Below are 19,782 nucleotides of genomic sequence, written 5' to 3'. Positions count from 1 at the left end.
AAGGACTTTCCATGAAACGCAAAGATAAAATTGCCGTCTCCGTTATCGCCGTATTTGCCGTCGGTGTGCTGGTTTACCTGGTTGCGCCGGGCGTACTGGGCAGCAAGCACCAGACCACCAACGACGCCTTCGTCGCGGCGGATTTCACCCTGGTCGCTCCCCGCGTTGCCGGCTTTATCAAGGAAGTGCTGGTGGAAGACAACCAGCGTGTCAAAGCCGGGCAACTGTTGGCGTTGATCGACGACCGCGATTTTCGCGCCGCCGCCCAGGCCGCCGATGCCGACACCCTGGTCGCCCAGGCCCAGCTGAAAAACGCCAGCGCGACCCTGGAGCGCCAAAGCTCGGTGATCGCCCAGGCCCAGGCCACCGTGGCAGCAGATCGCGCCGAAGTGGCCTTTGCCGAACACGAACTGAACCGCTACAACCACCTTGCCGGCATCGGTGCGGGCACCGTGCAGAACGCCCAGCAAGCCAAGACGCGCATCGACCAGGCTACTGCGCGCCTGGCTAAATCCACCGCCGTGCTGGCCGCCGAACGCAAGCAGGTGGAAATCCTCACCGCCCAGCGTGACGCCGCCGAAGGTGGACTCAAACGCGCCCAGGCCGCGCTGGAAATGGCCAGTTATCAGCTGTCTTACACGCGCATTGTCGCACCGGTGGATGGCATGGTCGGTGAGCGTGCGGTGCGGGTCGGCGCCTACGTGACACCGGGCAGCAAGATCCTTGCGGTCGTGCCGCTTTCTGAAGCCTATGTGGTGGCCAATTTCCAAGAGACCCAACTGTCGCATATGCACGCGGGGCAAGCGGTGCAAGTCAGCGTCGACAGCCTTGACGGCGAACTGCTCAAAGGCCATCTGGAAAGCCTTGCGCCAGCCACGGGAGTGACCTTCGCCTCGGTCAAACCCGACAACGCCACCGGCAACTTCACCAAGGTGGTGCAGCGTATTCCGGTGAAGATCGTGCTTGAGCCGAACCAGCCATTGACTGAGCGCCTGCGCGTGGGCATGTCGGTAGAAGCCAGCGTCGATACCCGGCCCGTCGAGCAGCAGCGTGAGGTGGCCCAGCAATGAAACACGTTGCCTGGCTCACCTTGAGCCTGATCACCCTGAGTGCCTGCACGGTCGGTCCCGACTTCCAGCGGCCCGAGAGCCCGCAGATCAATCAATGGAGCGAACCTCAGGGCCGACAAGCTGCCAGCCGTGCCGTCAGCGATCCCTTGCAGGAGCGCTGGTGGGACGTGTTCCACGACGCGCAGCTCTCAGCCCTGACACGCCGCGCCCTCAGCGATAACCTCGACCTGAAGTTGGCCAGCAGCCGCCTGCAACAGAGCCGCGCGGTACGTCAGGTAACCACCGCCGAGCGCTACCCGAATGTCGATGCGGGCGGCGGCTACCAGCGCAAACGTAACAGTGGCAAAGGCTTGAACGACCCCTCCGGCGAGAATGGCCGCGCAGCCTTCAACCAATGGGACATGGGCTTCTCGGCCTCTTGGGAGCTGGATTTCTGGGGCCGGGTCAAGCGTGAAACCGAAGCAGCCGACGCCACGCTGGAAGTTGCCGAAAACGACCGTCGCGCCGTGTTGTTATCGGTGCTGGCCGAGACTGCCCAGGACTATATCCAACTGCGCGGCGTCCAAAACACCCGTGCCGTCACCGAGCAAAACCTTGATGTTGCGCGCCACAGCCTCAAGCTCTCGCAATTGCGGTTGGCCGACGGCGTGGCCACCGACCTGGATGTGGCCGAAGCCGCCGCCCAGGTCGCGGCTATCGAAGCGCGCCTGCCGGATTTACAACAGCGCCAGGACCAATTGATCAACGCCCTTAGCCTGCTGATGGGCGAGCCGCCTCAGGCCTTGCACGCGCAGTTGTCCAAAGACGCTCCCGTGCCGCAAACCCAACGCCAGGTCGCGATCGGCCTGCCATCGGAACTCGCCGAGCGTCGCCCCGACATCCGCCAAGCCGAAGCCCGCCTGCACGCTGCCACTGCCAGCATCGGCGTGGCCAAGGGCGACTTCTACCCGCGCATCACCCTGTCTGGCAGCCTCGGCTCCCAAGCCATGCAGCTCTCGGATTTCGGCTCCTGGGGTTCCCGTGCCTTTGCCTTCGGCCCGCAGTTGAGCCTGCCGCTGTTCAACGGCGGGCGCCTGCAAGGCATGGTGGATTTACGCGAAGCCCAGCAACAGGAAGCGGCCCTGGCCTACCAGCAAACCGTGCTGCGTGCCTGGCATGAAATCGACGACCAACTGACCCGCTACAACGCCAGCCAACTGCGCCGCGACAGCCTCGCGGAAGCCGTGCGCCAGAACCAAATTGCGCTGACCACCGCCCAACACCAGTACGTCGAAGGCGTGGCGGATTTCGTCAACGTACTCACCGTGCAGAGTGCGTTGTTGGCGACTCAGGAACAGTGGGTGGAGAGCTCCACCGGCGTGTCATTGGCCATGGTCGGGCTGTACAAAGCGTTGGGAGGAGGGTGGGAGTCGGTGTATCCGTTGCAGGCCGCTGGGCGCTGAGTGAGAAAGAGTTTTTGTCAGTCGTCAAATAAGATGTAATGATAATTGCTCTCAATAACACTTCTGAGCTTTTCATGGGCATCGCGACTGACGGCCAGCAACAGCTTCACATCCTGTACCGCGACCATCACGGCTGGCTGCAAGGCTGGTTGCGCAAGCGCCTGGGCGACCGTGAGCAGGCCGCCGATGTGGCGCAGGACACCTTCCTGCGCCTGCTGGTGGCCGGGCGTTTCCCGGGTGACAAGGAAAGCCGCAGCTATTTGGCGCAGATCGCCCGTAACCTGGTGATCGACCAATGGCGCCGCCTGCGCATCGAACGTGCGTACCTGGAAAGCATCGCGCACCTGCCCGAGCCCGAGTCGCCTTCCCTGGAAACCCGCGCGCTGATCCTCGAAACCCTGATGCAGATCGACGCCATGCTCGACCGCATGCCCGACAATGTACGCCGTGCGTTTTTACTTTCGCAGTTCGAAGGCTTGAGCTATGCGCAAATCGCCGAACGCCTGGGCGTCACCGTCAGCTCGGTGCAGAAGTACATGACCCGCGCCATCGTCGCCTGCTACCAGGTGGTGTACGAAGAATGAAGCACGACGCGCCCATCGCCCCCGCGATTGTCGAGCAAGCCAGCGAGTGGTTGATGCTGCAATGGGGCGGCGAGCTCAAGGGCGAGCAGCGCCAGGCGTTTGCCCGCTGGCAGGCCGCTGACCCGGAACACCGCCGCGCCTGGCAGCGCTTGCAGCAGCTGCAACACACCCTGGGCGGTGTACCTGCCGACAGCGCTCGCGCGGTATTGCGCGACACCCCGGATACCCAACGTCGGGCCGCGCTCAAACTGCTCGGCCTGCTGTTGGTGGCCGGTGGCAGCGGCTACCTGGTGCAACGCAGCGAACCCTGGCGAGCGGCCTTTGCAGAGCTGCGTACCGCCACGGGCGAAATTCGCCATATGACCTTGAGCGACGGCACGCAACTGGACCTCAACAGTGACAGCGCCGTAGACCTGCGTTTCAGCGCTACCGAACGACGTATTCGGCTGATCCGAGGCGAGGTCTTGCTGATCAGCGGCCACGATGCCTCGCGCCCGCTGATCGTCGAAACGCCTGCCGGTGATGTACAGGCGTTGGGCACGCGCTTTGCGGTACGTGAATTGCCCGACGGCAGCCGTGTGGATTTGTATGAAGGTTGCCTGCGGGTCACGCCGTTGCAGGGTGCGCCGGTGCATATGCAGGCAGGGGACAGCCTGTGGTTCAACGCGCGTCAAAGCACCGCGTTGCCGGCAGTGAGCGCCAATGCCAGCAGTTGGACCGAGCATCGTCTGGTTGCCGAACGTCAGCCGTTGGGTGAGTTCGTGGCGCAACTGAGTCGCTACCGCCCGGGCCTGTTGCGCTGTGATCAGGCGGTGTCGAACCTGCTGTTGACCGGCGTGTTCCCGCTGAACGACACCGACGCGATCCTGGCCGCCTTGGAGCGTTCGTTGCCCGTGCACGTGCAGGCGGTGACCCGTTATTGGGTAACGATCAAGGCGCGGATCTGAAAATACTTTGTACAGGGCTTGTCGGTTTTTGCGGCCCGTTCGGGATACCTCTTGAAAGCCAATCAAGAAGCGTTCTCACGGGGAGTCCTGCCATGTCGCACCACCCAATCCAACCTTTGGCCCGCGCGCTGCGTCGTGGCCTGTTTGCCGGCCTGCTGGCAACGGCTCCTGTACTGCCGAGCATGGTTCAAGCCGAAGAAAGCACCGAAGCGCTGCGCAGCTATGACATCCCTGCGGGCAGCCTCGACCAGGCGTTGAACCGTTTCGCCAGTGCCTCAGGCATCCTGCTGTCGGTTGACGCTTCGCTCACCGACGGCAAGCGCAGCGCCGGCTTGAAAGGGCGTTATGGCGTAGGGTCGGGGTTGCAGCGCTTGCTGGCGGGCAGCGGTTTGGCGGCTGTGCAGTCCCAGGGCGGTTGGTCGTTGCAGGCCCTTTCCGGCGACGGAGCCTTGCAGTTGGGCGCGACCCAGATCAGCGGCCGGCAGGCGCAGGAAAGCGCCTGGGGTCCCGTGGACGGTATTGTCGCCAAGCGCAGCGCCTCGGGCAGCAAGACTGACTCGGCGCTGGTGGAAATCCCCCAGACCATCAACGTGATCACCGCCGCCGAGATCAAGGCACGTGGTGCCCAGAGTGTCACCCAGGCGTTGCTCTATACCCCCGGTATGAGCGCTGGAGGTTTTGCCGACCGAGTCAAATTGTTCGATGAGCCGACGTCACGCGGCTTCTCGCCCACGCCGCTGTACCTGGACGGCCTGCACCTGCCTTATGGCGGCGGCAGCACAGGTGGCGCGTTGCAGATCGAGCCGTATTCCCTGGAGCGCATCGAGGTGCTCAAGGGCCCGGCGTCCGTGCTTTACGGCCAGAACCAGCCGGGCGGTATCGTCAATATGGTCAGCAAGCGCCCCAGCGAAACGCCGAGACACCAAGTGGTACTGGAAGCCGGCACCTACGAACACAAAAGCGCGGCCATCGACCTGAGCGGCCCGTTGGACGAGGAGGGGCAGTTTCTCTACCGCCTGACCGGCCTGGCGAATGACGCGCAAGACGAAATCAACTACGTCGAAAACAAGCGCCAGTTCATCGCCCCCAGCCTCACCTGGCGCCCCAACGACGATACCAGCCTGACCCTGTTCGCCCAGTACCAGAAAGATAAAGGCGTGCCCGAAGCCCAAGGCCTGCCGGCGTCCGGCACGCTGTGGGACAACCCCAACGGCAAGATCAAGCGCGATGTGTTTATCGGCGAGCCGGGCGTCAACCAGTACAACCGCGAGCAATACGTGCTGGGTTACGAAGTTTCCCATCGCCTCAACGACATCTGGACCCTTAAGCAAAACGCCCGTTACGCCGAGGTCGACGACCGCTACACCGCGCCCTTGCACGGCTACCGTTTCGTCGCCAACCCAAACACCGGCGTGCAAGACCAGCGTTACCTGCAACGCTTCGGCGTGGACTGGTCGCAGACCAACAAAGTGTTCGGCGTGGACAGCATCGCCCAGGCCGAATTTGACACGGGGGCGCTGTCCCACACCTTCATCGTTGGCCTGGACTACTACCATTCCAACTCGCAGTTCCATGGCCTGTACGACCGCAACCCGCCGATCATTGACCTGTTCAAACCGGTGTACGGCCAGCCCTTGAACTTCGGCCAACCGTACCGCTGGGATCGCACCATCACCCAGACCGGCCTGTATCTGCAGGACCAGATCAAATTGGATAAATGGGTACTGGTACTCGGTGGCCGCTATGACTGGGCGAATGTGGTGAACAAGGAGCCGATACAGGACACCCGCTTTGCCAGCAAAGACCAGGCGTTCACCGGCCGTGCGGGCCTGGTGTACCTGTTCGATAACGGCTTGTCGCCCTTCGTCAGCTATTCGGAATCCTTCCTGCCGCTGGCCGGCACTGATGCGAACCGAAAACCCTTCGAACCCTCCACCGGCAAACAGTACGAAGTCGGCGTGAAGTTCCAGCCACCGGGCCAGAAGAGCTTCATCCAGGCTTCTGTGTACCAACTGGACCAGGAAAACGTGCTGACCACCAACCCGGTGGATACCACCTTCAGCACCCAAAGCGGCGCCCTGCGCTCGCGAGGTGTTGAACTGGAAGCCAAGGCCGTCTTGAGCGATGCCTGGGACGTGGTCGCCTCGGCTGCGCGCAATGACGTCAAATACACCAAGGACAACGATGGCCGCCAAGGTCGCCACCCGGCCGGCATCTCCCCACTCACCGCCTCGATGTGGGTCAACTACACCGTGCTCGGCGACACGCCCTTGGCAGGGTTGGGCGCGGGCTTGGGCGTGCGTTATGCCCGTCAAAGCCTGGGCGACGACTACGAAGGCGCTTTTAATGTGCCGTCCTACAGCGTCTACGATGCAAGCCTGAGCTACGACCTGGGCGCCTCGCCGCTCAAGCTCAAGGGCGTGAAACTGGCGATGAACGTGCAGAACCTCAGCAACAAGACCTACGTCTCGCAGTGCACCAGTGATTTGGATTGCTACTACGGGGAAGGACGCACGGTGGTGTCGAGCCTGACGTACGATTGGTAACTTAGCGTTTAGGTGATATTTGCTGCGGCGCGCACCCTTCAAGGGTGCGCTCTGTTGCCGCCCTACACCAGGTCCGCTGCAAATCGTGTACACACATTGGAAAGCATGCGTACCTCGGCACCGCTACAGCCTGCCGCTTCGAAAAAGCCGGAGGCTTCTCGCACGACGGCATACATATCCGTGACGATGGACCTTGCTTCATCCGCCCCCAACCCAAAGCGTTCAGGCGTACTCAGCAAATTACTGACAGACGATACCCGGCCTTCATTGCCGATGATGAGCGCCTGCAAGCCTAGTTGGGTAGGGTGGGGCAACACGTCAAATACTGGCGCAAGGGAATAGCCCGAGGCGCTGGTCAGCAGCAGCCCGGTTTGTTTCAGGTGGTCGTCGCTATTGCCGATGAGCACGTTGAAGGCCATGCGCTTGTAAAGCTCGCGCATGTCAAAGGTGGCATCGTCGCAGACCTTCTTCAACACGTCGGCGATCCTGGAATAGGAAACGGCACCGTCAGCTGCATCAACCCGCATTCTTGGCTTCTGCGTGCTTACCAAAGAGTTGCAGCTGACATAGTGCTCGCGACCAGCGCCTTCATGTCGATCAAAACGCTCGACCATCAAGACCGGTTTGCCGGCGACCTCTACCAACTTGTGCCCGGCTGCGGGTAGACCTGCTGCATCCGCCATTTGAAGGCTGGCGAATTCCGCCCGTGGCTGGTCGAACACATCGTCGCTACGGCCGAGTTTAGCAATCCATTCCTTACCTTCATGAGTCACGGTGACCTTCGGCCTGGCGCCGCCCATGGAACTCCCAAACTCGAATAACCGTGCGATTTCCACGGGCAGGTCGACGTCACCTTTCTCGACTCGATCAAGGCCCACCATGATTTTCTCAAGGTCTTCGAATTGCGGGGGGTGGTGCAGGGTTGGCAGCTGGCTTCTTGACGCACTGAACAGCAGGCAACCCACTCCTGCTCCCCGCGATGCAAGCAGCCATTCAACTTCGTTTTGTGGATGCTGTTTGTGGGTCGCCAGCAGAACACGCCGGCCCCAATTGTCGGGCGTTGCGTCGTCGAGCACACCAAACATGCGCGTCGAGGAATACTGGTTAGGGGTCAGTGGCAAACTCAGCGGGTCAATCGCAAATGCGTCGGGCCGCGCGAGCCAACTGTTGGCGTAGCGAAAAACGAAGCCATTCCCATGCATGGCCACTTCGCCAACAGGGACCGGGTCACCGACTAAGTGAGCTGAAAAAACAAAGGCATTACCAATCGGCTTCCAGGACATCGTGTTCTCCTTCAGTGCGAATGCGCTCAGGCTCACGGGCAAGGCTCATGGTAATCCCAACCTGGTCAAGTTCTGGTGACGCAATGCTCGCCATACCTTCTTCCAGGTCCATCGCGCTAAGCACATTCATCAGCACGCCGAGGGATACGCCGGCCTCGCCCTGCCTCAGCCGCTGATACGTCTGCCGCGTAATGCCCGCGCGGCTGCATATGGTGGAAATTTTCAACCGGCGACGAATGCGGGCTATTTCGATACCGTTCCCGATACCTCTCATCAGCTCAGCGCTTCTCTCAGAGATGTACCCTTTGTGCGGGTAGGGTTTCGCTGTTTCTTGCATGATATATCACCCTTTAAAGCAACAAAGGTAACTTATATCATCCAAGCCTCTAAGGCCACCTGCAAAAAACCGGCTCGAGGCCGGCTTTTTGCAGGGTTGGAAGAATCAAAGGTTTTGCAAAAACACCACATACCCCCGAAACCACTCATCGGCCCCCAGATACCCCGGCTCTTGCCACTCCCCGCCCTGAATCAAGCCAATCTTGAACGGCACGCCCAGCCGATTCATCCGCGGCAAATACGCGGCATAGTCAGGGATGCTGTGACGCCCTTGATACGTCTGCACCACCACTTCATCCACCACGCCCTTGAGTTGGGCGATAGCGGCCGGGTCGGCGTTGCTGCTCCAGTCCATCAGGCCGGTGATGCTCAACCGCAGGTCGGCAGGCAGACGCTGGCGCAGGTCGCGCAGAAAATCGGCGTATTCGTGCAGATATTGGATGCGGGCGTCGAAGTCGATCTGGATGCCGATCACCGGGTTGCCGGCGTCACGCCAGCGTTGCACCTGGCCCAGCACCTGGGTGTAGACCCGTTCCGGCCAGCGCAAGGTGTGGGCGCGGTACACCACCCAGACGTGGCCTTGAGTAATACGCGGCACGCTCATGCCCTGGGCGATCAATTGCACGCCGCGCTGGGGCGCGCGACGAGTGGAGTTGATCTGGCCTTGCAGGATGTACAAGGTTTTTGCCTGCTTGATCACCGGCTGAGGCTCGACGCCACTCCACAGCCAAAAGGCGTCATAGTCGCGGGCGTCCACGGCACCAAAAGCCGGGCTTGCCAGCAACAGCAAGCCCAGCCACAGCGGCTTCACCAGTAGTACTGCAGCGATTTGCCCCACTGGGTATCGGCAAAACCGCTCTTGAGTTGGCGGAACCAGGCTTTGCGCACCGCCGGCGCCACGTCTTCGCCGCCGCAGCTGTTGTAGCCGGCCGGCGCGTAGCAGTTGATGGCGCGGAACAGCGCATAAGCCTTGTCGGTTTTCGGCGCCTTGGCGTTGGCGATCACCTGTTTGTAGCCGTCCAGGCGCGAGAAGGTTTCACCCTTGAAGTCCGAGTCGGTACTGCCCAGGCTGCCGGCGGCGCGGGGTTGTTCCAACGGCATGCCGTCCAGGCCGTTGCGCAGGATGAACTCACCGAAGCAGTTCAACGCATGCGGGTTTTTGGCCTCGTTCTGCAAGGTCGCCGCGATTTGCGCGATGCTTGGGCAGGCGTAGCCGGATTCGGCCTTGTCTCCGTTCCATTGGAACAGCTTCAAGGTCTGGCCACTGGTATAGGTGTAGCCCAGGCTGGTGCCGAGTTTGTCGTCAGAGAGCGAGGCCTGCTTGAGGTCATCGGCGAAGGTGGCGTACTGGCCGCGCAGCAGGTCTTTGTAGAGGAGCACGAATTGCGCGCTCTGACGCTCGGTCGGGTCGCTTGCGTTGGCGATCTGCTGGCGCAGCAGGTCGGGGCCTGCGACGTTACGCAGCAGGATGTAGCGCACTTGCTTGGCGCTGATCGGTGAGTCGGCGGCGAACACCTTGGCCAATTGGCCGCTGCGCTCGTAGTTCATGGCCAATGCCAGCTCGAGCTGGTCACGTTGCAGCGGTTGCTTGGCCAGCGGCAGCAGTTGCAGCCACAGGGCTTCGGCGGCCTTCCAGTCCTGCTTGGCTTCCAGAGCCAGGGCGCGCAGGGTCTGTTGGCTGAAGGCGAAGTAATCCAGGCTCGACGGCACATCCGCCGGCAGGTGCTTCAAGGCCGCGTCGGGTTGGTGTTCGACGTACAGGGCATAGCTGGCTTGCAGGAAGTCAAAAAGCGCCGGCTCACTGGCGAAGGTGCTCTTTTGCTTATCCAGGTCTTCACGGCTCAACAGCGGCGGGGTGTGGGCGCGCATCGCCATCAGGTCGCTGACCACTTGCAGCATCGGGCTGTTCGCCGCTTTATTGCCGACCATCAGCAACTTGAGGTCGGCCTCTTCCACCAGTTCGTCCACGCTCACATTGCGCTGGGCCTCAGTGGCCTCGGTGAACTGCCAAGTGAAGTCTTCGGCAAGCCTGGCGTCGTCGTTCGCCAGCCAGTGCACACGGCGCAACAGGCCACGGGCCGATGCAACGTAATCGCCCTGTGGATAATGTTTCAGGTAACTGAGAAAACCTTCTTCGGCATCGCTCAAGGCCGACTTATCCACATGCTCGCGTTGCGGCATGCCGTATTCGTCGAAGGCTTCGGCCTGGGCCTGATTCAGTGAAGTACGCGCAGTCATGTACAGCGCCGTTTCCTTCAGCCACGGCACATCGCTGGTGGCGGCGGCGGCGAACCCGCGCTCGGCGTAATCGAAGCGCCCGCTGTAGAAGTCGCCGGCGGCCTGCAAATAGGTGCGAAACAACTGGGCGTTGGCCGAGGGGGTCAACTGCGCGTCCACGACCTGGCGGCTCCAGTCACAGGTGGTCAGCAGCTGCAGGCGTGCTTTTACCAACACATCGCGCTCGGCGGGCGGCATCTGGGCCTTGATCACCTGGCTGATAAACGCCGTGGCGCTGTCATCGTCATTGCTGCGGCAACGGCTGCCTTCGCCATTCAGGAAGGCCTGGCCTGCGGTCTTGTACTCCTCGCGCTTGATGCCCAGGGGCTGGAGCAGCGTGTCGAGTTCGGCTGTGCGTGAATCGTCAGCCTTGTTGTCAGGCTCCTCATTCGTGGCCGGAACCGGCACCAGGCGGTACACCGGAAACGGCACCGGGCCAAAGCCTTGCGCCAAATCGTCTTCGCCCAAGGCATTCGGAGCCAGGGGCGCAGCTTTTTTGTCGGCCAGCAACAGGCGCAGGTTCACCCGGCTGTCGTTGCCAGGGCTGAGAAACGGCTGGTTGCTGCACGGCTCGTAGCTGTCACGCGATACCCGCCAATCGGGGTAACACGAGTCGTCAGAGCTGGCCTGGGCCGGTAGGGAAAAACCGGCCAACAGGGCCAGGGCCAGAGGTGACAGCAAACCGATGCGCATAACGTTTCCTTGATCCTGAGTCCTTGGAGAAGGGGCAATAATAGCCTGATCCGACGAGTGCTTCGGTGAAGGCCTACACAAATTGCTGATTTGTCCGATTCCAGCGGCGAGGCCAGGGCTTTTGGCCTAGAGTGGCGGTGTTTGCGCATAGGCAAGCAGGGTCATGCCGGGAGAATTTGAGGTGCGTCGGTCTGTGGTAGAGCAAAACGAAACAGTTGGGGCATTGCCTGCCTTGCATCGCTCGACCTGGGAAGGTGCCGGCTGGCTCAGCCGTCTGTGGTGGGTGCCGATCCTGGCGCTGGCCATGGCCCTGCGGTTTTACCACCTCACCTCGGCGGCGATCTGGGGCGACGAAGGCTCAAGCCTGTTACTGAGCGAATACGCCCTGGCCGACCTGTGGTTTCACGCGGCCCATGATGTGCACCCACCGCTGTATTTCTTGCTGCTGCGCGGTTGGATCGAAGTATTCGGCGACAGCATCGGCTCAATTCGCAGCCTGAGTGCAATCCCCGGCGTGGCCGTCGTGGGCCTGGGCATCTGGCTGACACGGCAACTGTCCACCCGACGCGCAGCCGTGCTGGCGGGGATCCTGTTGGCGCTGCTGCCGACCGCAGTGCGCTACAGCCAGGAAGTGCGCATGTATTCGCTGCTGGGCGTGTGGCTACTGGGCGCCACGCTGGCCCTGGTGTACTGGGTGAAGCAGCCCGAGCGCGTGCGTTATTTGGCTGTGTATGTGCTGTTAATGAGCGCCGCGTTCTATACCCACTACTTCACCGCGCTGTGCGTGCTGGTGCATTGGGCGTACCTGGGATTGCAGGCGCCAGCTCAACGCCTGATCACGCGACCTGCCTGGTGGGTCGCTAACGTAGCGATAGTGTTCTTGTATCTGCCCTGGCTACCCAACCTGCTGGATTTGGTGCAGCACGTCGAACAGCTCAAAGTCGGCGGCGACATTGGTTGGGAAGAGCCGGTCAATCTACTGTCGCTGCCATCGATGGTCTGGCAGTTCCTGTTGCAGGATGACGGTCTCGGCCTGTGGCCGCCGCTGTTCTGGCTGTTCCCCCTGCTGCTCGCCGTGGTGGTTGTATCGACGGCCTGGCGCAACCACGCGGCGCGCCTGCCGGCACTGTTTTGCCTGCTGCCGCTGCTGCTGGTCTATGGCGTGTCCTTTATCTCGCCCGTGTTTATCGAGCGCTACCTCACGGTGTATGCGTTAGGCCTGCCGATAGTCCTGGCGCTTGCCATCGACCGTTTGCCGTCCCGTTTGTGCTGGCTGGGCGTGGCGTTGTTCGCACTGTTTGTTGGCGTAGAACTGTTGGGGCTAAAGAACAACTTCGAAGTGGATGAGCACGACCAGTTCAACGTGCCGGTGGAGTTCGTCAATCGCAACTACCAGGAAGGCGACCGCATCGTCCTGAGTGACATGATGTGGTACCTCAGCTACGTGTATTACGACCAGACCGACGCGCAACTTCAGCTCTACACACCGCCCAAGCCCGACGGCACTGCCACTCGCCCGAACGCCTATGGTTTCGGCACACTGGTGGACCAGGACGGTGGCCGCATCTATCTGGACCGCCTCTCAGCACTGCCTGCTCAAACGCGGCGGGTATGGTTGATCAGCAGCAACGAAGCCCCAGATGAATTCGCGCCACTGCCCAACGGCTGGCGCGAACTCAGTCGCCAGGACGGCGGTGGCGCCAGGGCGCGGTTGTTCGTGCTATGCAACGCACCGGCGCCGCAACCTGAAGGCTGCCGCTAGACTCACTTGAACCTACCTATGAGGAGCCTTTCATGGAATCGCCACTGCACAGCTTGCCGGCTTTGTTCAAACAGCTTGGCCTGCCGGACGACCCGGTCAGTATTGAGCAATTTGTCGCCTCTCATTCGCCGCTCAAGCCGGAGTTGAAACTGGCGGATGCGTTTTTTTGGAGCGACGCCCAGAAGACATTTTTGCGTGAAGAGATTCTGGAGGATGCGGATTGGGCGGTGGTGGTGGATGAGTTGAATTTGATGTTGCGGGGTGGGCGAGGGGTGTAAAAAAATATCCCAAGAAATGCGAGTATGTAAAAAAAAATGGTGAGCGGTAAAAAAAACTGGGCATTAATCGCTTAAGTGAATTTTTTCTGGAAAAGCTCGCCCTGCCAACAGTCGGATACGCTCATCTGTGTGAGGCGCTCGATCTAAAGGTTATCGCACCCTCCCTCCCGAAATGATGGACCGCGCCATCCAGTGGGCTTACCTGCACGAAACCCGCGATTCATTTGCCATCGAAAAAGAACAACCCAGCGAAGAAAAATCCCGTCGCTTCGTTCAACTCCTGCGCCAGGCCCACGAAGGCCGTTTGCTCACCGAAGACTACTTGGTCGAGCTGCAAAACAGCACAGTCTCCAACCCCTTCGACAAAGCCGTCGCGTTTCGCCACGAACAGAACCATCTGCACAACGGGCTGCGCGGCGCAGCCGGTGTGAGCTACGTACCGCCAGCCCCCGCGCTTTGCCAGGAATTGATGGAAGAGCTGATGGCCTTCGCCAACCAGCCCGTTCGAGACGTCGATCCTTTGGTTGCGGCCGCGGTCACCGCTTTCGGTTTCGTCTTCCTGCACCCGTTCATGGACGGTAATGGGCGCCTGTCTCGCTTCCTGATTCACCAGACGCTTTGCCACTACGGCGCACTGGAAAATGGTTTGCTGCTACCGGTTTCTGTCGCCATGAAGCATGAAGAGCAAGCCTACCTGCAAGCGCTGAAAACCTTTTCCCAGCCAACCCGTGAGTTCTGGAACGTCACCTGGCTGGATGCGGACCACATGGCGTTCGACTTCATCGGCCACCCCTCGATCTATCGCTACTGGGATGCGACCCGCTGCGTCGAATTCACCCTGCAAATGGCCCGCCGAGCCCTGGAAGTGGAACTGCGCGAAGAAACCGAATTCCTCGACCGCTACGACCGCGTGATCAAGGCCGTGAATCAACGCTACGACGTGCGTGGCAGTGATTTGTCGAAGCTGGTGATGATGTGCCTGGATAACGGTGGGAAGCTTTCCAAGCATCGGCGTAAGCAGTTTCAATACAGCGTGGCGGATGAGGTGTTTGGGTTTATTGAGGAGGAGAGCTTGAGGTTGATGGGCGAGTAAGAGGTGATCCAGACACTTCGTGAAAAGATGGGAAACGTCCTATTTCTCTAGGTGAAACGGACTATAGATGCAGCAGACGTTTTTTCTTATCAAAGGGATATCGCCTATTGATGAGTGGGTGCGACTAATTCCGCGCGGAAGACTACGTCGTCTGGGCGGACAGGCTGAGCAGCAAGCATGAAGCCGACGCTGACCTAATGTGGGAGCGGGCTTGCCCGCGAAGGCGGCGTGTCAGTCACTGAATATTCAACTGAACCACCGCTTTCGCAGGCAAGCCAGCTCCCACATTTTGTTTGTCGCATGGCGAACGCGCATCCCACCACTCATCTGCGAAATTGTTTCAAAACTTGACGGAAAATCCTTCTTCCACCATATTGATAGTTAGCAAACTAACTGTATGCGAACTATCCAGTGCCTCAATCCCTCGAACAACTCCAGATGAGCCTCAGCAGCAGCATGGTGGTGGGCGCCCGTAATTGGCGCAAAATCTGCCAGACCACGCTGGTGAGCTATGGCATCTCCGAAGCCTGCGCCGTGCCGTTGTTGATGATCGGCCGCTTGGGCGACGGGGTACACCAGGTCAAAGTAGCCCAGGCTTCCGGTATGGAAAGCCCATCACTGGTGCGCCTGCTCGACCGGCTGTGCGGTGACGGCTACGTCTGCCGCACCGAAGACATCCACGACCGCCGCGCCAAAGCCCTGAGCCTTACCGAGCGTGGCCGTGAGTTGGTGCAGGCGGTGGAAGCGCAACTGGTGCGCCTGCGCAAAGACGTGTTGGCAGATATCGCCCCTGACGATCTGCAAGCCGCACTGCGCGTACTGCGCGCCTTCGAAGCGGCTGAGGCTGTGTCGTCTTGAACGGATTTTTTACCGGCTTCCCGCCTGCCCGCGATTGGTTCTACGGGGTGCGTACCTTCGCCGCGTCGATGATCGCGCTGTACATCGCCATGCTCATGCAAATGCCGCGTCCGTACTGGGCGATGGCCACGGTGTATATCGTCTCCAGCCCGTTTGTCGGCCCAACCAGTTCCAAAGCCCTGTACCGCGCCATCGGCACCCTGATGGGCGCGGCGGCGGCGGTGCTGTTTGTGCCGATGTTCGTGCAGTCACCCTACATTCTGGTGGTGGTGATTGCGCTGTGGACGGGCACCTTGCTGTTCTTGTCCATGCACCTGCGCACCGCGAATAACTATGCCCTGATGCTGGCCGGCTACACCTTGCCGCTGATTGCCCTGCCGGTGGTGGATAACCCTTTGGCGGTCTGGGATGTGGCGGAGGCGCGTACCGAAGAAATCTTCCTCGGCATTGCGGTCGCGGCGGTGGTGGGCGCGATGTTCTGGCCCCGGCGCCTGATGCCGGTGTTCGATGGCTCGGTGGCCAAGTGGTTCAGCGACGCCCAGGTCTACAGCCAGCGCTTTCTCAGCCGCAAGGTCGACCCCGAAGAAGTCAGCAACCTGCGCGGCGGCATGGTCGCCACTTTCAATACCCTCGAATTGATGATCGGCCAACTGCCCCACGAAGGCGCGCGCCCGCAGACAGTACGCAACACCAAGGAACTGCGCGGGCGCATGATTCACCTGCTGCCAGTGATCGACGCTCTGGATGATGCGGTGTACGCCATCGAGCACCGTGCGCCGGAGTTTCTCGACCAGCTCACGCCGTTATTGGAAGCGGCCAACGCCTGGCTGCAAAGCACTACCGAACAAGCGCCCCTGGAACGCTGGCGCGTATTGCGTGACAAGATCGACGCCGCCCAACCCCAAGGCGAAGCGCTGGATGACCGTCACACCTTGCTGTTCTCCAACGCCCTGTACCGCCTGGGCGAATGGGTCGATTTGTGGCAAGACTGCCGCAGCCTGCAAGCCGCCATCCAATGTGAAAGTCAGGACACCTGGCGCGCCGTTTACCGGCACTGGCGCCTGGGCCGGCTCACGCCGTTCCTCGACCGTGGGCTGATGTTCTACTCGGCGTTTTCCACCGTCACCGCAATCATCGTCGCCTCGGTATTGTGGATTCTGTTGGGCTGGACCGACGGCGGCAGCGCCGTGATCCTTGCCGCTGTGGCGTGCAGCTTTTTCGCCTCGATGGACGACCCTGCACCGCAGATCTATCGGTTCTTTTTCTGGACCGCCATGTCGGTGCTGTTCGCCAGCCTGTATCTGTTTCTGGTGCTGCCCAACCTGCATGATTTCCCCATGCTGGTGCTGGCCTTCGCCGTGCCGTTTATTTGCATCGGTACCCTCACGGTGCAGCCACGGTTTTACCTGGGCATGTTGCTGACGCTGGTGAACACCTCATCGTTCATCAGCATCCAGGGCGCTTATGACGCGGACTTTCTCAACTTCGCCAACGTCAACCTGGCCGGGCCCGTCGGTCTGCTGTTCGCGTTCGTTTGGACCTTGATCGCCCGACCCTTCGGCGCCGAACTGGCGGCCAAGCGCCTCACCCGTTTCAGCTGGCGCGACATCGTCAGCCTCACCGAGCCCGCCACCCTGGCCGAGCACCGGCACATGGCCGTACAAATGCTCGACCGCCTGATGCAACACCTGCCGCGCCTGGCGCTCACCGGCCAGGACACTGGCATCGCCCTGCGCGACTTGCGCGTGGCTTTGAACCTGCTCGATCTGCTGGCCTACTCGCCGCGCATCCTCGGTGTGCCACGGGTGTTGCTCAACCAGGTGGTGGAAGGCGTGGGCGGTTACTTCAAGGCCTGCCTGAAGGCGGGTGAACGCTTGCCCGCGCCCAGCGGTCTGCTGATGACCCTGGACCGCACGCGTCGCGCCCTCAACGGCCAGGGCCTGCAAGACGAAGACGACACCCGCCTGCACCTGCTGCACGCCTTGGCCGGCCTGCGCCTGGCGCTGTTGCCCGGGGTGGAGTTCATTGGCGGTACAGAGATGCAAGCGCCGTTACCTGATGGAGCGCCTTTATGATCGGTGACCTGGATATCAGCGGGGTATTCCTGCCCACGCTGCTGGTGCTGATGGGCATTACTTATGTGTTGTTTCTGGTGGTGCACGGGCTGTTGACGCGCATGCACTTCTATCGCCTGGTCTGGCACCGGGCATTGTTCAATGTGGGGCTCTACGCGCTGTTGCTGGGCGCGGTGGACTCACTCAGTCGATATTTGATGACATGAAAAAACCTTTTTTGACTATCGGCCGTGTCGTCCTGACGTTGTTGATCGTGAGTTTCGCGGTCGTCGTTGTGTGGCGCATGGTCATGTACTACATGTTTGCGCCCTGGACCCGTGACGGCCACATCCGTGCCGACATCGTGCAGATCGCCCCGGACGTGTCCGGGCTGATCCAGCGCGTGGACGTGCGCGACAACCAGTTGGTGACCAAGGGCCAGGTGCTCTTCGCCGTCGACCAGGACCGCTTCAAGCTGGCCCTGCGCCAAGCCCAGGCCGCCGTGGCCGACCGCCAGGAAACCCTGGCCCAGGCCCAGCGCGAGTACAAGCGTAACCGGGGCCTTGGCAACCTGGTGCCCAGCGAGCAACTGGAAGAGAGCCAGTCCCGCGTCGCCCGTGCCCAATCGGCCCTGGCCGAAGCCCAGGTGACGGTGGACTCCGCCCAACTCAACCTCGACCGCTCGGTGATCCGCAGCCCCGTGGACGGCTACGTCAACGACCGCGCACCGCGTACCCAGGAGTTCGTCACCGCCGGGCGCCCGGTGCTATCGGTGGTGGACAGCAATTCCTTCCACATCGACGGCTATTTCGAAGAGACCAAGCTCGACGGCATTCACGTAGGCATGGGTGTGGATATCCGTGTGATCGGCGACAACGCGCGCCTGCATGGCCACGTGCAGAGTATCGTCGCCGGTATCGAAGACCGCGACCGCAGCAGCGGCTCCAATCTGTTGCCCAACGTTAACCCGGCGTTCAGTTGGGTGCGCCTGGCCCAGCGGATCCCCGTGCGCATTGCCTTCGATGACGTGCCGGCGGACTTTCGCATGATCGCCGGGCGCACGGCGACGGTGTCGATCATTGACGACAAAGTTAAAGACGGGGGCAAACCATGAAGCGGCTTCTGGCAACCGCTTCCCTGGGGTTGTTGCTGTCGGCCTGCCAAGTAGTAGGCCCGGATTACAAACTGCCGGAGCAGGCTGCGGTCAACCGTGGCGACCTCCAAGGGCCGATCATGGGCGAAGGCAAAAATGTAGTCTCGGCGCCAGTGCCAGCGGATTGGTGGAAGCTGTACAAAGACCCGCGCCTGGACGAACTGGTGCGCCAGGCCATGGCCTCCAACACCGACCTGCGCGTGGCCGCCGCCAATCTGCAGCGCTCGCGTTACCAGGTGCAGCAGGCCGAATCCGCTGGCGGCTGGAGTGCCGGCGTCAAGGCCGAGGCCCAGCGTTTGCAGGAGTCTGGAGAGGCCTTCTTGCTGCCGGACAAAGTCCCGGTGGGCAATATCGGTAGCGTCGGGATTACCACGTCCTATCAATTCGACCTGTTCGGCACCTTGCAGCGTGGCATCGAAAGCGCCCAGGCCAGCGCCGACGCCACCCAGGCTGCGGCGGATATCGCCCGCATCACCCTGGTGGCCGATGTGGTGCGCTCCTATACCCAGGTGTGCGCGGCCAACGAAGAGCTGGCGATTGCCAACGAGTCCCTCGACCTGCAAGCCCAGAGCACCAAACTGACCCAGCGCCTGCGGGATGCCGGGCGAGGCGACGAAACCCAGGTGACTCGCTCGCAAACCCAATACAAATCCCTGCGCGCCGACATACCGCGCTATGAAGCCTCGCGTCAGGCCGCGCTGTTTCGGCTGTCGATGTTGCTGGCCAAACCGGTCGACCAACTGCCAGCCGGCACGGGCACCTGCGCTGAGCTGCCGCATATTGCTCAATTGCTGCCGGTAGGCGATGGCGCCACGCTGCTCAAGCGCCGCCCTGATGTGCGCCAGGCCGAACGCCAGCTGGCCGCCGCCACCGCACGCATCGGTGTGGCGACCGGCGCGTTGTACCCGGACATCAGCATCGGCGCCACGGTCGGCACCGTCGGCTTGCTGGAAAACCTTGGCACGCCTGCCACTAATCGCTGGGGCTTTGGCCCAATGATCAGCTGGACTGTACCGACCAACGGCGCCCGCGCCCGCGTGCATGAAGCCGAAGCCGCGACCCAGGGAGCCCTGGCCCACTTCGACGGCGTGGTGCTCAACGCCATCCGCGAAACCCAGACCGGCCTGGCCCAATACACCGCCGTGTTGCAACGCCGCGACGCCCTGGCCGGCGCCGAACAGTCGGCCCGAGAAGCGGCGGGCCAGACCCACCGCTTCTTCCAGGCCGGCCGCGAATCCTTCCTGGCCGACCTCCAAGCCACGCGCACCTACACCGATATGCGTGCGCAATTGGCGGCGGCCAACACCCAGGTTGCCATGAGCCAGATCGACCTGTTCCTGGCCCTGGGCGGCGGTTGGGAAAGCGGACGAACGCAAGGGCAAAAACCCGGCAAACCGTGAGGTGAT

16 protein-coding genes and 1 pseudogene are annotated in these 19,782 nt (G+C 61.5%); 13 read left to right on the top strand and 4 right to left on the bottom strand.

Annotation, left to right across the window (positions count from 1 at the left end):
- Nucleotides 1-11 precede the first annotated feature (11 nt).
- The 5 genes from JMV15_RS21890 (at nt 12) to JMV15_RS21870 (ending at nt 6,589) form a co-directional block, all read left to right on the top strand.
- Complete coding sequence (locus tag JMV15_RS21890; RefSeq protein WP_201491918.1) at nt 12-1,070, top strand: HlyD family secretion protein; 1,059 nt, start codon at nt 12-14, stop codon at nt 1,068-1,070.
- Nucleotides 1,067-2,512, top strand: coding sequence for an efflux transporter outer membrane subunit (locus JMV15_RS21885; protein ID WP_014716374.1), 1,446 nt, complete (start codon nt 1,067-1,069; stop codon nt 2,510-2,512). Before JMV15_RS21890 ends, JMV15_RS21885 begins: the two co-directional genes overlap by 4 nt.
- Before the next feature lie 74 nt (nt 2,513-2,586).
- The gene (locus JMV15_RS21880; RefSeq protein ID WP_019819531.1) at nt 2,587-3,096 is read left to right on the top strand and encodes a sigma-70 family RNA polymerase sigma factor; all 510 of its coding nucleotides are present in this window, start codon (nt 2,587-2,589) and stop codon (nt 3,094-3,096) included.
- A complete protein-coding gene (locus tag JMV15_RS21875; protein ID WP_038448395.1) occupies nt 3,093-4,043 on the top strand; it encodes a FecR domain-containing protein in 951 nt (316 codons plus the stop codon). Before JMV15_RS21880 ends, JMV15_RS21875 begins: the two co-directional genes overlap by 4 nt.
- Nucleotides 4,044-4,135: 92 nt before the next feature.
- Nucleotides 4,136-6,589 (top strand): TonB-dependent siderophore receptor, encoded by a 2,454-nt coding sequence (locus JMV15_RS21870; RefSeq protein ID WP_038448397.1) that lies wholly within the window; start codon nt 4,136-4,138, stop codon nt 6,587-6,589.
- A gap of 62 nt (nt 6,590-6,651) precedes the next feature.
- On the opposite strand, the gene JMV15_RS21865 is transcribed toward JMV15_RS21870, so the two are convergent.
- From JMV15_RS21865 to JMV15_RS21850, 4 genes are all read right to left on the bottom strand, one after another.
- The gene (locus JMV15_RS21865; RefSeq protein WP_081339094.1) at nt 6,652-7,872 is read right to left on the bottom strand and encodes a type II toxin-antitoxin system HipA family toxin; all 1,221 of its coding nucleotides are present in this window, start codon (nt 7,870-7,872) and stop codon (nt 6,652-6,654) included.
- A complete protein-coding gene (locus tag JMV15_RS21860) occupies nt 7,850-8,209 on the bottom strand; it encodes a helix-turn-helix domain-containing protein (RefSeq protein ID WP_014716379.1) in 360 nt (119 codons plus the stop codon). Before JMV15_RS21860 ends, JMV15_RS21865 begins: the two co-directional genes overlap by 23 nt.
- 105 nt (nt 8,210-8,314) lie before the next feature.
- On the bottom strand, nt 8,315-9,019 hold the full coding sequence (locus JMV15_RS21855) for a DUF3142 domain-containing protein (RefSeq protein ID WP_201491917.1): 705 nt from the start codon (nt 9,017-9,019) through the stop codon (nt 8,315-8,317).
- Nucleotides 9,016-11,178, bottom strand: a complete 2,163-nt coding sequence (locus JMV15_RS21850; protein ID WP_038448401.1) for a hypothetical protein — start codon at nt 11,176-11,178, stop codon at nt 9,016-9,018. Before JMV15_RS21850 ends, JMV15_RS21855 begins: the two co-directional genes overlap by 4 nt.
- Before the next feature lie 181 nt (nt 11,179-11,359).
- On the opposite strand from JMV15_RS21850, the gene JMV15_RS21845 reads away from it, so the two are divergent.
- The 8 genes and pseudogenes from JMV15_RS21845 (at nt 11,360) to JMV15_RS21810 (ending at nt 19,776) form a co-directional block, all read left to right on the top strand.
- Nucleotides 11,360-12,940 carry a glycosyltransferase family 39 protein gene (locus tag JMV15_RS21845; protein WP_038452055.1) on the top strand — a complete coding sequence of 527 codons (1,581 nt, stop codon included), beginning with the start codon at nt 11,360-11,362 and terminating at the stop codon, nt 12,938-12,940.
- 32 nt (nt 12,941-12,972) lie between these two features.
- Complete coding sequence (locus JMV15_RS21840) at nt 12,973-13,218, top strand: DUF2789 domain-containing protein (RefSeq protein ID WP_014716383.1); 246 nt, start codon at nt 12,973-12,975, stop codon at nt 13,216-13,218.
- 157 nt (nt 13,219-13,375) lie between these two features.
- A pseudogene (locus tag JMV15_RS21835) lies at nt 13,376-14,311 on the top strand (Fic family protein); the annotation flags it as partial.
- A 438-nt stretch (nt 14,312-14,749) separates the two neighbouring features.
- Complete coding sequence (locus tag JMV15_RS21830; RefSeq protein WP_003187465.1) at nt 14,750-15,169, top strand: MarR family winged helix-turn-helix transcriptional regulator; 420 nt, start codon at nt 14,750-14,752, stop codon at nt 15,167-15,169.
- Entirely contained in the window at nt 15,166-17,244 is a 2,079-nt protein-coding gene (locus tag JMV15_RS21825) for an FUSC family protein (protein WP_014716385.1), read from the top strand. The genes JMV15_RS21830 and JMV15_RS21825 overlap by 4 nt, the downstream gene beginning before the upstream one ends.
- Complete coding sequence (locus JMV15_RS21820) at nt 17,241-17,450, top strand: DUF1656 domain-containing protein (RefSeq protein WP_003187469.1); 210 nt, start codon at nt 17,241-17,243, stop codon at nt 17,448-17,450. The genes JMV15_RS21825 and JMV15_RS21820 overlap by 4 nt, the downstream gene beginning before the upstream one ends.
- Nucleotides 17,447-18,337, top strand: a complete 891-nt coding sequence (locus JMV15_RS21815; protein ID WP_014716386.1) for an efflux RND transporter periplasmic adaptor subunit — start codon at nt 17,447-17,449, stop codon at nt 18,335-18,337. The genes JMV15_RS21820 and JMV15_RS21815 overlap by 4 nt, the downstream gene beginning before the upstream one ends.
- Nucleotides 18,334-19,776, top strand: coding sequence for an efflux transporter outer membrane subunit (locus JMV15_RS21810; protein WP_038448403.1), 1,443 nt, complete (start codon nt 18,334-18,336; stop codon nt 19,774-19,776). Before JMV15_RS21815 ends, JMV15_RS21810 begins: the two co-directional genes overlap by 4 nt.
- Nucleotides 19,777-19,782: the final 6 nt, after the last annotated feature.

The sequence above is a fragment of the Pseudomonas paracarnis genome, from assembly GCF_904063055.1.
GTDB classification, from domain to species: domain Bacteria; phylum Pseudomonadota; class Gammaproteobacteria; order Pseudomonadales; family Pseudomonadaceae; genus Aquipseudomonas; species Aquipseudomonas paracarnis.
This window is presented reverse-complemented; position numbering and strand designations above follow the sequence as displayed.

What these genes read in the sequence shown, in the direction of transcription:
- JMV15_RS21860 (WP_014716379.1), bottom strand. Translation starts at nt 8,209, where the DNA reads ATGCAAGAAACAGCGAAACCCTACCCGCACAAAGGGTACATCTCTGAG.
- JMV15_RS21875 (WP_038448395.1), top strand. Translation starts at nt 3,093, where the DNA reads ATGAAGCACGACGCGCCCATCGCCCCCGCGATTGTCGAGCAAGCCAGC.
- JMV15_RS21840 (WP_014716383.1), top strand. Translation starts at nt 12,973, where the DNA reads ATGGAATCGCCACTGCACAGCTTGCCGGCTTTGTTCAAACAGCTTGGC.
- JMV15_RS21865 (WP_081339094.1), bottom strand. Translation starts at nt 7,872, where the DNA reads ATGTCCTGGAAGCCGATTGGTAATGCCTTTGTTTTTTCAGCTCACTTA.
- JMV15_RS21820 (WP_003187469.1), top strand. Translation starts at nt 17,241, where the DNA reads ATGATCGGTGACCTGGATATCAGCGGGGTATTCCTGCCCACGCTGCTG.
- JMV15_RS21815 (WP_014716386.1), top strand. Translation starts at nt 17,447, where the DNA reads ATGAAAAAACCTTTTTTGACTATCGGCCGTGTCGTCCTGACGTTGTTG.
- JMV15_RS21870 (WP_038448397.1), top strand. Translation starts at nt 4,136, where the DNA reads ATGTCGCACCACCCAATCCAACCTTTGGCCCGCGCGCTGCGTCGTGGC.
- JMV15_RS21850 (WP_038448401.1), bottom strand. Translation starts at nt 11,178, where the DNA reads ATGCGCATCGGTTTGCTGTCACCTCTGGCCCTGGCCCTGTTGGCCGGT.
- JMV15_RS21885 (WP_014716374.1), top strand. Translation starts at nt 1,067, where the DNA reads ATGAAACACGTTGCCTGGCTCACCTTGAGCCTGATCACCCTGAGTGCC.
- JMV15_RS21880 (WP_019819531.1), top strand. Translation starts at nt 2,587, where the DNA reads ATGGGCATCGCGACTGACGGCCAGCAACAGCTTCACATCCTGTACCGC.
- JMV15_RS21810 (WP_038448403.1), top strand. Translation starts at nt 18,334, where the DNA reads ATGAAGCGGCTTCTGGCAACCGCTTCCCTGGGGTTGTTGCTGTCGGCC.
- JMV15_RS21890 (WP_201491918.1), top strand. Translation starts at nt 12, where the DNA reads ATGAAACGCAAAGATAAAATTGCCGTCTCCGTTATCGCCGTATTTGCC.
- JMV15_RS21830 (WP_003187465.1), top strand. Translation starts at nt 14,750, where the DNA reads ATGAGCCTCAGCAGCAGCATGGTGGTGGGCGCCCGTAATTGGCGCAAA.